This window comes from Dokdonella fugitiva (genome assembly GCF_004342425.1).
GTDB lineage: Bacteria > Pseudomonadota > Gammaproteobacteria > Xanthomonadales > Rhodanobacteraceae > Dokdonella_A > Dokdonella_A fugitiva.
Genome location: NZ_SLWQ01000001.1, coordinates 202,748 through 215,324, shown reverse-complemented (window position 1 = coordinate 215,324; position 12,577 = coordinate 202,748). Strand labels below are relative to the sequence as shown.

9 protein-coding genes are annotated in these 12,577 nt (G+C 68.8%); 1 reads left to right on the top strand and 8 read right to left on the bottom strand.

Annotated elements, in window-relative coordinates; genetic code table 11:
* Positions 1 to 109 precede the first annotated feature (109 nt).
* Positions 110 to 1,270 carry a trans-sulfuration enzyme family protein gene (locus EV148_RS00870; RefSeq protein ID WP_131992062.1) on the top strand — a complete coding sequence of 387 codons (1,161 nt, stop codon included), beginning with the start codon at positions 110 to 112 and terminating at the stop codon, positions 1,268 to 1,270.
* A gap of 3 nt (positions 1,271 to 1,273) precedes the next feature.
* On the opposite strand, the gene EV148_RS00865 is transcribed toward EV148_RS00870, so the two are convergent.
* The 8 genes from EV148_RS00865 to EV148_RS00830 form a co-directional block, all read right to left on the bottom strand.
* Positions 1,274 to 3,679: a hypothetical protein gene (locus tag EV148_RS00865; RefSeq protein WP_131992059.1), complete on the bottom strand. Its 2,406-nt coding sequence runs from the start codon at positions 3,677 to 3,679 to the stop codon at positions 1,274 to 1,276.
* A gap of 22 nt (positions 3,680 to 3,701) precedes the next feature.
* Positions 3,702 to 5,678 carry an acetoacetate--CoA ligase gene (locus EV148_RS00860; RefSeq protein ID WP_241987936.1) on the bottom strand — a complete coding sequence of 659 codons (1,977 nt, stop codon included), beginning with the start codon at positions 5,676 to 5,678 and terminating at the stop codon, positions 3,702 to 3,704.
* Between the two features lie 153 nt (positions 5,679 to 5,831).
* Complete coding sequence (locus tag EV148_RS00855; protein ID WP_131992053.1) at positions 5,832 to 7,925, bottom strand: hypothetical protein; 2,094 nt, start codon at positions 7,923 to 7,925, stop codon at positions 5,832 to 5,834.
* Positions 7,926 to 8,240: 315 nt separating this feature from the next.
* Positions 8,241 to 8,990, bottom strand: coding sequence for a hypothetical protein (locus EV148_RS00850; protein WP_131992050.1), 750 nt, complete (start codon positions 8,988 to 8,990; stop codon positions 8,241 to 8,243).
* Between the two features lie 50 nt (positions 8,991 to 9,040).
* Positions 9,041 to 9,505 carry a GtrA family protein gene (locus EV148_RS00845; RefSeq protein WP_131992047.1) on the bottom strand — a complete coding sequence of 155 codons (465 nt, stop codon included), beginning with the start codon at positions 9,503 to 9,505 and terminating at the stop codon, positions 9,041 to 9,043.
* A complete protein-coding gene (locus EV148_RS00840; protein ID WP_131992044.1) occupies positions 9,502 to 10,449 on the bottom strand; it encodes a WxcM-like domain-containing protein in 948 nt (315 codons plus the stop codon). The genes EV148_RS00845 and EV148_RS00840 overlap by 4 nt, the downstream gene beginning before the upstream one ends.
* On the bottom strand, positions 10,446 to 11,387 hold the full coding sequence (locus EV148_RS00835; protein ID WP_131992041.1) for a glycosyltransferase family 2 protein: 942 nt from the start codon (positions 11,385 to 11,387) through the stop codon (positions 10,446 to 10,448). The genes EV148_RS00840 and EV148_RS00835 overlap by 4 nt, the downstream gene beginning before the upstream one ends.
* Complete coding sequence (locus tag EV148_RS00830) at positions 11,387 to 12,502, bottom strand: DegT/DnrJ/EryC1/StrS family aminotransferase (RefSeq protein WP_131992038.1); 1,116 nt, start codon at positions 12,500 to 12,502, stop codon at positions 11,387 to 11,389. The genes EV148_RS00835 and EV148_RS00830 overlap by 1 nt, the downstream gene beginning before the upstream one ends.
* Between the last annotated feature and the right edge of the window lie 75 nt (positions 12,503 to 12,577).

Sequence of the window (12,577 nt, the reverse complement as noted above, 5' to 3'; positions counted from 1 at the left end):
ACCATATACTCGGGTACGAGCCTTCTCAACGGGAGGCTCTGCTCGTGGCTATGTGTTTGCCCTTTGCAGCGGCCGCCGAGAAGTCTCGAGGCCTTACGGAAACCTACTCATGAAATCGACATCAACCCATGGCCTCGGTACCCGAGCTATTCATGCCGGCCAAAGCCCCGATCCGTCGACCGGCGCGATCATGACGCCGATCTACGCGACGTCGACCTACGTGCAGAAGAGCCCGGGCGTGCACCAGGGCTACGAGTATTCGCGCACGCAGAACCCGACGCGCATGGCTTACGAACGCTGCGTAGCCGACCTCGAGGGCGGTCGCCAGGGTTATGCGTTCGCGTCCGGCCTCGCCGCGGCAGGCACCGTGCTCGAGCTGCTCGATTCGGGCAGCCACGTGATCGCGATGGATGATCTCTACGGCGGCAGCTACCGCCTGTTCGAACGCGTGCGCCGGCGCAGCGCGGGGCTCGACTTCACCTTCATCGACCTCAACGACGCGGCGGCGCTGAAGGCGGCGCTCAAGCCGAACACGCGCATGATCTGGGCGGAAACGCCGACCAATCCGATGCTCAAGCTGGTCGATCTCGCCAGGGTCGGCGCGTTCGCGAAGAAGCACGGCCTCATCTTCGTCGTCGACAACACGTTCTGCTCGCCGATGCTGCAGCGGCCGATCGAACACGGTGCGGACATCGTCGTGCATTCGGCGACCAAGTACCTCAACGGCCACTCCGACATCGTCGGCGGCATCGCGGTCGTCGGCGGCAGCGCCGAGCTCGCCGAGCAGATGGCGTTCCTGCACAACTCGGTCGGCTCGGTCGCGGGTCCGTTCGATTCGTTCCTGGCGATGCGCGGCCTGAAGACCTTGCACCTGCGCATGCGTGCGCATTGCGACGGCGCGCTCGCGCTCGCGCAGTGGCTGGAGAAGCACCCTGCGGTCCAGCGCGTGATCTACCCCGGCCTCAAGTCGCACCCGCAGCATGCCCTCGCGAAGAAGCAGATGGACGGCTTCGGTGGCATCGTCTCGGTCGAAGTGAAAGGCGGCCTGCGCAAGGCGCGCAAGGTGCTCGAGCGCTGCGAGCTGTTCGCGCTGGCCGAGTCGCTCGGCGGCGTCGAAAGCCTGATCGAGCACCCGGCGATCATGACGCACGCGTCGATCCCGCCGGCGAACCGCAAGCGGCTCGGCATCAGCGACGGCCTGATCCGCCTGTCGGTCGGCGTCGAGGACGTCGCGGACCTGCGCGGCGAACTCGAACGCGCGCTGGCCTGAGCCTCATTCGAAACGCAGGGATTCGATGTCGACGCCGAGGCGGCGTTCGTCGTCGTTCAATCCCAGCTCCCGCGGCACGAACGACCTGGACGTGATGCGCAGGTCGATGTCGCCGCGGGTATCGATGCCGCCTGCATCGAAGCGCAATTCCTTCGCCGTCGCGCTGGTTTGCGGCAGCGGGTGGCCGTCGATGTAGACGCGCACGTCGGCGTCGCCGTAGTCGCGCAAGCCGTGCATCCCGATCACGAGCAGGCGGGCTGCCGTGGACGCCCCGGGCAGGCGGATGCGGGCTTCCGCATCGGTCCAGAGGTGATCCGCGTGGATGCCGCTGCAGCAATCGGCGGGAAGATCGCTCAGCTTGACGCCATCGGCGGATCGCAGCGCCGATGACAGCCACGCGCGCTCGTCCAGTGCGTACAGGGACAGTCGCGCCGCATGTTCGTTCGTCGTGCGTGGGATGTACGGTGCCGGCGCCATCACGCGCTGGTCGTAGGTGACATGTTCCACCAGGGCGAAGCCGTCGGCGGCGACGTCCTGCCCGCTTACCAGGTAGAGGTCCGATGCGTTCGCGGCCTTGAGGTCCCGTACGACATCCCGCAGGTGCCCGGGCTCGTCGAGGATGTAGACACGCTTGTCGAACCAGAGCCTCAGCGGCGTGGTGATCATTCCCGGCACGGGTATGCCGCGCGTGTCGACGATGAGCACGTCGTCCCGGTCGAGGTGGCGCGCAATGCGGGCCAGCGACGCTTCCGCTCCCTGCGCTTCACGAAACCCGATCAGGGGCCAGGTGAACCATGCGCACCAGGCGAGCGTCGCCACGGCGGCAGTGGCCAGCCAGCGGCGCAGCCGTGGCTGCTGCCACCAGTCGCCCGCGCGCACGAACACCAGCAGCATCGCGAATGGAACGGTCTCGCTGAGGAGGTAGCGCGCGTAGTAGTACTGGTACGGAACGAACCATTGCACGACCGAGCTGTAGGCACACGCGATCGTGACCAAGGCGACGAGCAGCAGGCGAGGCGGCTCCCTGCCTGCGTTCACGAGTGCAAGGAGCAGCGCCGCGGCGACGAGCGGTGTTGCGTGTTCGACGAAGACCGGGACGACGCCGAGCCGAAGCACCTCGATGCCGCCATGCGAAACGTGCCATTTCAGGTCGTAGAAGGCATGTCCCTGGAAGCGGTCTGTGAAGGCGAGCTGGCTGATGCGCAGCGAGGCGTACAGCGCGCCGCCTGCGACCACCAGCGGCGCCGCGCGCGCGCCGAGTGCGACGGCGCGGCCGAGCCACGGCCGCAACGAGCGGCGCGCTGCCGCCGATCGCGTGGCAAGGAAGGACAGGACGATGAGTGCGAGCGCCGCGGGCAGCCACCAGCGGATGGATGCGTAGAGCGTCGCGCCGAGGCCGGTCGAATAGATTTCATGCGAGTACGGCGCGGCCCAGATCGAGCCGTAGACCACCGTACCGGCGTACAGGAGCAGCGTGCCGAACCAGAACAGCAGCCAGCGGCGCCGCAGCCGTTCGTCGTCCACGCCGATGTGGCTCGCCGTCGCGCCGAGCAGCAACAACGGAAGGTAGAGGAAGCCCGAGATGCGCATGAGGAAAACGCACAGGAACGCGAGCGCCGCGCACAGCAGCCAGCGCGGTGCGGCAGGATCTTCCGGCCGCTCGTGGTGCCGGAGCATCGCGTAGCCGGCCATCGCCGCGAACGCGAGGGTCGGCATTTCCGAAATCGGGAACTTCGAGAAGAAGACGTGCAGCGGAAGGATCGCCAGCACCGCCGCATAGGCGATGCCGAAGACCGGGTCCCTGGCCAGCCGGACGGCCACGAGCGAGAGGAACAGGATCGCGACGATGCCGAAGAATACCTGCGCCGCCGCCGCATCGGCCATGCCGAGCAATGCACCCGCCATCGCCAGCCATAGCGATTGCAGGTGGTAGAAGCGCGGGAAATAGTGGCCGGGCCGGTCGACGTCGATGTAGATGCCGGGCTCGTACACGCCGCCTGCATTGCCTGCATCGAAGCGACTCTTCGCCTCCGGTGACGTCAAGGCCGCGCGGACCGGATCTTCGATGTCGATGTGCCCATGGCGATCGTAGTGCGCCGCCATCGCGACGTAGACGCCCTGGTCCTGGCCGCCCTGCACGTGCAGCGCGCCGGGCCAGCGGATGATCGCCGCGAGCAGCAGGATGACGACGAGCGCGAGCGGGCCCCGCGCCGGCCAGCGTACCGGGTCCTCGGCGTTCCACAAGGGCCGCACGAGCAACGCCGCGGCCAGCGTCCCGAGCAGGAACGCGCGCTGCGCGGTGTAGGCGTCCGCAAGCAGCAGCCCGAGTGCGGCGATGCCGGTGGCTGGCAGCCACGCGAGGAGGAGCGAAGCTCCCCGGTCAAGCATGCGCGCTAGGGGCGGCTGCATGACGCTGCATGCGGGCGGCGGTTCAACGTTGCAGCTCGGCCAGGTCGCGGAAGCACGCCAGCGCCTGCGGATTCGCCAGCGCATCGGTGTTCTTCACGGGACGACCATGGATGACGTCGCGCACCGCGATCTCGGTGATCTTGCCGGAGATCGTGCGCGGGATGTCGGCGACCTGCAGGATCTTCGCCGGCACGTGGCGTGGCGTCGTGTTCGCGCGGATCTGCCGCGCGATGCGCTCGCGCAGCGCATCGTCGAGCACGATGCCCTCGCGCAGGCGCACGAACAGGATCACGCGCTCGTCGTCGCCCCAGTGCTGGCCGACCGCGACCGATTCGAGTACTTCCGGCACCTGCTCGACCTGGCGGTAGATTTCCGCCGTGCCGATGCGCACGCCGCCCGGATTGAGCGTCGCGTCGGACCGACCGTAGATGATCACGCCGTCATGCTCGGTGAGCATCGCATGGTCGCCGTGGCACCAGACGCCCGGCACGCGCGAAAAATACGCGCTGCGGTACTTTTCGCCGTCCGGGTCGTTCCAGAAGAACACCGGCATCGACGGGAACGGTGCGGTGCACGCGAGCTCGCCCTTCTCGCCGCGCACGGGCTTGCCATCGTCGTCGAGGATCTCGACCTTCATGCCGAGGCCGCGGCACTGCAATTCGCCGCGATACACCGGCAGCACCGGGCAGCCGAGCGCGAAGCAGGAGATGATGTCGGTGCCGCCGGAGATCGACGCGAGCAGCACGCGGTCCTTGATGTCGCGATAGACGTAGTCGTAGCTCTCCGGCGCGAGCGGCGAGCCGGTCGACAGGATCGTCTTCAGCTGCAGCAGCTTGTGCGTCTCGCGCGGCTTCACGCCGGCCTTCTCGATCGCGCTGAGCCACTTCGCACTGGTGCCGAACACGCTGATGCCGACTTCGTCGGCGAGGTCCCACAGCGCGTTGCCGTCCGGGTGCGAGGGCGAGCCGTCGTAGACCACCAGGGTCGCGCCGACCGCGAGGCCGGAGACGAACCAGTTCCACATCATCCAGCCGCAGGTCGTGTAGTAGAACAGGCGGTCTTCGCGCTTGAGATCGGTGTGCAGCACGAGCTCCTTGAGGTGCTGCAGCAGGGTGCCGCCGACGCCGTGCACGATGCACTTGGGCACGCCGGTGGTGCCGGACGAGTACATCACGTACAGCGGATGGTCGAACGGCACCGGCACGAACTCGAGCGCGTGCTCGCCTCCTTCACAGAAATCCGGCAGCGCGACCGCGTTGCGCAGCCCGTCGAGGACGAGCGGCTCGCCGCTGTAGGGCACGACCACGAGATGCTCGATGCTCGGCATCTCGTCGAGCACGCCGCGGATCTTCTCGAGGCAATCGAAGCGCTTGCCGCCGTAGCCGTACTTGTCGGCAGTGAACAGGACCTTCGGCGCGATCTGGCCGAAGCGATCGACCACGCCACGGATGCCGAAATCGGGCGAGCACGAGGACCAGGTCGCGCCGAGCGACGTGGTCGCGAGCATCGCGATGATCGTCTCGGGGATGTTCGGCATGAAGCCGGCGACGCGATCGCCGAGGCCGACACCGGCGCGCTTGAGCGCGTGCGCGACGCGCGCGACCTCGGCGTGCAGCTCGGCGTAGCTGAGTTCACGGCGATGGCCCCACTCGTTGCGGAACACGATTGCCGTACGCTCGTCCTTGAAGCGCAGCAGGTTCTGCGCGAAGTTCAAGGTGACGTTCGGGAACCAGCGCGCACCGGGCATGCGGTCGCGGTCGACCAGCACCGGTTCGTGGTCGCCGTGGGCCCGGATGCCGCAGAATTCCCACACGAGCGACCAGAAGCGCTCCGGATTGCGCACGGAGAACTCGTGCAGCGGTGCGTAGCGACGGATGTCGTCGTTGCCGGTGCTCTCGCGCACGAAGCGCATGAAGCGACTGATGTTCGCGCGCTCGATGCGCTCGGAGCTCGGCTCCCACACTGGCTTGTCCATCGATGACGTCGTGTCCTGGATCATGCGTGCCTGCGGAGTTTGATGGCGGCCCGGCCGGGCGCTGCACGTGCGTGCCGCGGACGGGGCCGGCGGCGACGGGGTCGGGCGATTATCGGGCAAGCGCGACGGCCTCGCCAACCACGCTGCCGTGGTGCGCCGGAAGAACGGCGCGGGTGATCAGAACCGGCCGGTCACGCCCCAGGCGAGGCCGCTTATGCGCACCGACGGCTTCGTCGCCGCGTCCTGCGCGGCCGCGGCGATCGGCGCTTCATTGCCAACGAGCAAGCGTGAGACGCCGGGTTGCGCCTGGATCGATACCGACGCCTCCACGCGTTCGCCGCCGCGCACGGAATAGGCCGTGATGACCTGGTCGCCATAGGACAGGACGAGCTTGCGCGACGTCGCGCTGTCGAGGCGGAAGCGCAAGGCGAGGGAAACCGGCGACGACGTGGGGTTGGCGACGACGAGATCGGCGTCGCCCGCGGCACTCGCGGCATCACCGCCGGCGGCTTTCCAGCCGCGGCCGAGGTCCACCGCGACGTGCGGAACCATGCCCGGCCGCGGCGGCGGCACGCGATAGACGGCGCGGCCGAGGTTCGCATCCTCGACGATCGGGGCACCGAAGTGTGCACGCAGCCCACGCTCGACCGCCGCGCCACCGTCCTCGTAGCCGCGCCGGTCGACGTAGATCGCGCTGAAGCCCGCGAGCGCGAGCGCGCCGGCCAGGTCATCGCCGTCGAGCGCGGCGACCTGCTCGTTCCACACGTCCGCAGGCCGGCCATGCATGTCGCCGAAGCTCCATTCGAGACCCTGCGTGAACAGATACGGTTCCAGCAGGCTGTAGCTTCCGACCCGGTGCGGGCTTTCCGGGAAATAGGTGTAAGGCAGCTCGAACACGCGCGCGCCGCCCGGCAACGCCGCGCGGATGCGCGCATAGAGCGCCTTGCGCGGCGCGATCACCCTTGCGCTCTGGTGTACGAGGCCCTTGCCGGGGATCTGGTCGAAGCAGGCGACCGCGACGACGACGGCAGTGAACGCGACGTCGACCGCCCGGCGCCGCCGGCCGCGCGTCGCGATCTCGAAGGCGCAAAGCAACGCGTACAGGGCGAAGAACCCGATGAAGACGCTGATCCGGTTGAGTCCGCGCAGCTCCGGAGTCAACAGGCGCCCGACGATGGCGCCGAAGCCGCCGATGGTCGCGTAGAGCACGCCGGCCGCGCACGCCGCGCCGGTCGCCCACAACGCCGCGTGCCTGCGCGCGTCGCCGAAGAACACTGCCCCCAGCGCGATCATGAAGCCGATCGCGCCGACGATGCCGAGCGCCGCGGCCGAGTTCTCGTTGACGTACTGCACCGAGTCCTTGTAGTCGGCCATGAACGCGTCCAGCACGGCGATCCTGTGCCCGGGGGTCGGAAACAGCAACTGCGTGATGCGCAGGCCGTACATTTCGGACTCAAACGCCTGGCGCGCGGCGACCGCGGCGTTGGCGCCTTCCGAAGCATGGTAGAGGGCGTTCGGCAGCAGCGAAAGCGCGATCACCGCGACGATCGTCGCCGCGAAGGCAGCGCCCACGCGCAGCGGCTGCCACCGTCGCGACTGCGCCGCCCCGAGCGCCGCGGCGAACACGATGAACAGCAGTCCGAACCAGGCGTAGTACACGCCGGTCCCCGCGGCCACGGCGATCGCGAGCAGCGGCAGCGCGCCGATGCGGACCGTGCCGGGCACGTGCGGCGCGCGATACGTCGCCAGTTGCAGCGTGTAGTGGGCGAAGACCGGGATCGCCGCGTACGAAGCGAGGAACACGTGGCCGAAGCGCCGGAAATGGAACGGCAGCAAGGCGAAGGCGATCGCGCCCGCGATCGCCGGCCAGCGGCCGATGCCATTGCGCCTCAAGGCCCAGCAGGCGGTGTACGCGGCGACCGCGAAGCCGAGCAGGTAGAACAGGTTGAAGGCGAGGAACGGGTCCTTGCTGAACAGGCCCAACAGCCGGAAGAACGCATGATGCGTCGGCTCCGGCATCGGGTAGTCGTACATCGTCGCGCCGAACGGCGCGCCGACATCCGGGTTGCGGGTATAACTGCCGTGTTCGAGGATCGACTTGATGACGTACTGCGCGGAGGTCGCGTCGCCGCCGGTCACGATCGGCGTGTGCAGGTCGAGCGGCCACGACAGGAAGACGCACGCCCCTACGGCGAGGGAAAACAGAGCGGCGACGACATCGTCGACCCATGCAGGAATGCGCGGCGGCACGACACGGGTTTCGCTCGACATGCGTTCCTCCTCGGGAAGGTCGGGTGATGTCACGAGCCGGCGTGACGAATTCCGGACCCGGCTTGCGTCGACGCCTCACGCTCCGGGTGCGGGCAGGCCCTTTCCCCTGGCACACGATTCCGGGCGAAGCCGCGCGCGAGGTTGGGAACCGGCGCACATCCACTTGCGCCACCATGCATCGCCGCGCCGGCTGCCGCCTGCGCGGATGCCGCACAATCCATTGCGAGAGACGAGGATGCTTGGGACATGTGGATTATCGGGCGGGCCCGCGCGTGCCGCCAGTGCGAACGTGCGCAGCGGACACGGCGGCGCCTTTCATTCCACGGTCACGGACAGGTCGCTGAGCCCGAATCCGAGGCGTCGCGGGTCGCCATCGCCGGACGGTTGCGCTGGCACGTCGGTGTCGAGGTCGAGCCAGGTGATTCCGGGTGCAGCGGGAAATGCGATCGAAATGTCGCTCGGCGCGGCCGCGGTGAGCGCCACGCCGGACAGAACGCGTTTCGCATAGGCGATGTCGACCTTGCGCGGTGATCGGGATGCGAGCCTGAACGTCACGTGGACGCGTTGCGAGGCGTCCGTCGGGTTGGCGATGGCGAGTCGCGCGGAGCCCGTGCTCCACGTGAGCGTCGCGCTCGCCGCTCCCTGGGTGTGCCATCCACGATCGGTGCTCGCGACCACCAAGGGGCGCGCCCGCGGGCGCGCGGGCGGAACGCGGAACAGCGCACGGTGGGTGGAGGCATCCTCGATGATGGGGCCACCGAACAGTGCGCGGAGGGATGCCATGATGGCGGCCCCGCCGTCGTCGTACGCGCGGCCGTCGACGTAGGCGGCGGCGAAGCCTGCCGTGGCCAGTGCATCGGCGAATTCCTGGCCCGTGAGGCGCGACGCGCGTTCGTACCAGACGTCTCCGGGTCGCCCTCGCATCGTTCCGAAGCTCCAGCGGAGGCCGTGCGTGCGCAGATACGGCTCGATCAGCAGATAGCTTCCGCCGCGCTGCGGACTTTCCGGGAAGAACGTGTACGGCAGTTCGAACACCGAGCTGCCGGCGGGCAATGAGGCCTGCAAGCGATCGTCGAACGAGCGCTCGGCGAAGTAGGCCTGCGGATCCTGCCGATTCAGTCATCGATGGCCGATATCCGCCCGGCAGGCGATGCATCGCCGGCCCCGCGTGCTTCGCCGGCCGGCGCGGACGAGCCGCGCGCGGTGAGTATCCATTTCGACAGGAAATAGGTCAGCGGCAGCGACGCGATCACGACGACCAACGGGCCGATGCTCGCGGGGACATGCATGCCGTCGACCGCGCCCACGAGGACGATCGAGCCGAATGCCCACTGCGCGAGATAGACCAGTGGGAACGCGAGCGCGCGCGCCATGGTCGGGCGGGTACGGAACACGAACAGCGTGTTGGTCAGGTACGACCAGGCGATACCGACGGCGAAGGCGATCCAGTAGGCGCCGAGGTACGGCAACCAGTGCAGCAGCCCGAGATAGACGGCGTAGGAGACGAGCGTCGTGCCGGCCCCGCCGACGAGGAACCTGGCCGCGGGCCTGTCGAGCGCGCGGTGGAGCTGGGACATCATGCGATGTCGCTTCCGTCCCTGCCGATCGCGGCGAGATAGGCGTCGTAGTCGCGTATGTACTCGCTCGCATCGTAGTAGTGCGAGGCGAACACGAGCAGCACGGCGTCGTCGGAGTAGCGGTACTGCGTTCCCCAGGTCATCGGGGGGATGTGGATGCCGACGTCGGGCGCGTCGAGCAGCACTTCCGCGCGCCGGCGGCCGTCGTCGACGAGCACGGCGACCGAGCCGCGCACGCAGACGAGGAACTGGTGGCACTCGCGGTGCGCGTGTTCGCCGCGCACTTCGCGTCCGGGCACGTCGAAGACGAGGAAGTAGCGTTTCGGCGCGAACGGGACCGTGCGCTCGAATTCGCCGACGCTGAGGCTGCCGCGCATGTCGACCACGCGCGGCAGGCGGTGCACGCCGACTTCGCCGACGCCGAGGCGGCGCGCGCCGGCCAGCGCCGGCACCGCATCGACGGCGAGCGCGGCTTCGTTCTTCGCGTTGACATAGCCGACGATGCGCGCCGGATTGCCGACGACGATCGCATTCGGCGGCACCGATCGCGTCACGACCGCGCCCGCGCCGACCATCGCGTTGCGACCGATCGTGATGCCGGGCAGCAGCGTCGCATTGGCGCCGATGGAGACGTGGTCCTCGAGCAGCGTCCGTGCGAACCGCTCCGGATACGCCTTGCTGCGCGGGAAGCGGTCGTTGGTGAAGGTCGCGTTGGGGCCGATGAACACGTCGTTGCCGACGCGCACGCCGTCCCACAGCTGCACGCCGCACTTGATCGTGACGCGATCGCCGACGACGACGTCGTTCTCGACGAACACGTGGTCGCAGATGTTGCAGTCCGCGCCGATCGTCGCTCCGGGAAGCACGTGGGCGAAGGCCCAGATGCGCGTGCGCTCGCCGATCGCCGACGATTCGCACAGGCCCTGCGGATGCACGAAATGGCTCATGGCGCCTTCGTCCCCGTGTAATCGTGCGCGCGCTGAACGATCGCCAGCGGGCGCTGCTTGGTGTTTTCGTATGCGCGCCACACGTAGGCGCCGACGAGGCCGAGCCCGAACGTGTTGAGGCCGCCGAAGAACGACAGCGTGAGTATCGTCATCGCGTAGCCGGGCACCGTGATGTAGCCGAGCAGGCGCGCGATCCCGACCGCGCTGCCGAGCATCAGCGAGGCGCCGAGGCCGAGTCCGCCGACGAGGATGAGCAGGCGCACCGGCAGGTCGGAGAACGCGAACACGCTGTCCATGAGGTACTTCAGCTTGCGCGAGAACGACCAGGCGCTGCGGCCGTGGCGGCGCGGCAGGCGCTCGTAGGGCAGCACCGCGCGACGCATGCCGACCCAGAACAACTGGCCGACCAGGGACGTGTTCGCCTCGCCGAGCGCGAGCAGTTCGGTGCGGAACGCGCGGTTGCAGGCGAACACGTCGACCCCGCCCGGTGGGATCTGAGGCAACACGAGGCGGCGGTAGAGCCACCAGAACACGCCCGAGGCGACGCGCGACAGGAACGGGTCCGCGCGCGCGACGCGCGTGCCGATGATGACGTCGGCTTCGTCGCGCGCGAGCACGTCGTAGAAGCGCTCGATCAGCTCGATCGGATCCTGCAGGTCGGCGGCCATCACGGCGACGTCTTCACCGCGCGCGGCGGCGAGCCCGGTGCGGATCGCCGCGAACGCGCCGAAATTGCGCGAGTGGACGAGCAGTTGCGCGGGAAAAGGCATTCGCGGCAGCGCGTCGCGCAGCAGCGCATAGCTGCGGTCGGGACTGCCGTCGACGACGAACACGGCCTCGAGCGGCTGCGACAGCCGTCGCGACAGGCCCGCGATCGCCTCGAGCAGCTCGCCGATCGAGGCCTCGTTGCCGTATACCGGAATCACCAGCGAGTACATCAGCCGCTCCACCGGTTGGACGCGTCCACGACGAAGTCGACTTCCGCGTCGTCGAGTTCGGCGAAGCACGGCAGCGACAGCGACGTGCGCGCGAGGCGTTCGGCGACCGGCAGCGACAACGCCGCGTAACGCTCGCCGAAGACCGGCTGGCGATGGTCGGGGATCGGGTAGTGCACGTCGACGCCGATGCCGCAAGCGGCAAGGTGCGCGCGCAACGCGTCGCGCCGCTCGCTGCGCACGACGCAAAGGTGGGCGACCTGGTCGTCGCCGTGAACGGGAGGCACCTCGATCGCGGGATGCCGGATGTCGCGCGCGTAGCGCGCGGCGATCGCGCGCCGACGCGCGTTCCAGCCATCGACGAGCGGCAGCTTGAGGCGCAGGAAGGCCGCCTGCATTTCGTCGAGGCGGCTGTTGCGACCGCGCGCGACGGTGACGTCGTATTTTTCCTTCCAGCCGTACTGGCGCAGCTGCCGCACGCGTGCGGCGAGCGCGTCGTCACTGGTCACCACGGCGCCGCCGTCGCCGAGCGCGCCGAGGTTCTTGGTCGGGTAGAAGCTGAAGCAGGCGAGCGTGCCGAACGACCCGGCGCGCCGACCGTCGCGGCTCGCGCCGTGCGCCTGCGCGCAGTCCTCGATCACCGCGAGGCCATGCTCGCGCGCGATCGAATCGATCGCGTCCATGTCGGCGAGCGTGCCGTACAGGTGCGTCGAGACGATCGCGCGCGTCCGCGGCGTGAGCGCGCTGGCGAGTGCCTGGGGATCGATCGTCGCGCGCCGCGGATCGACGTCGACGAACAGCGGTTCGAGCCCGTTCGCGACGATCGCGAGCGTCGCGTACATCGCCGCGTTCGGCGCGACCGCCACCTGCGCGCCGGCCGGGAGTCCGAGGCTCGCGATCGCCAGCTCGAGCGCGTCCGAACCGTTGCCGACGCCGATCGCGTGGCGCGTGCCGCACCACGCGGCGAATTCGCGTTCGAACGCGTCGACTTCGCCGCCGAGCACGTACCAGCCACCGGCGACGACGCGACGCGCGGCATCGGCCATGCGCGCACCGAGTTCGCCGCCGTTCTGGCGATCGAGTGCATTGAACGGGACCTTCCGCTGGGGCGTGGGCATGGCTGGCGTCGGAAAAAGGGGGCGCCGCAGGCGCGCGCCGAGCGGGAAACATGGAAATCTTGCCAGAGGCGCCAT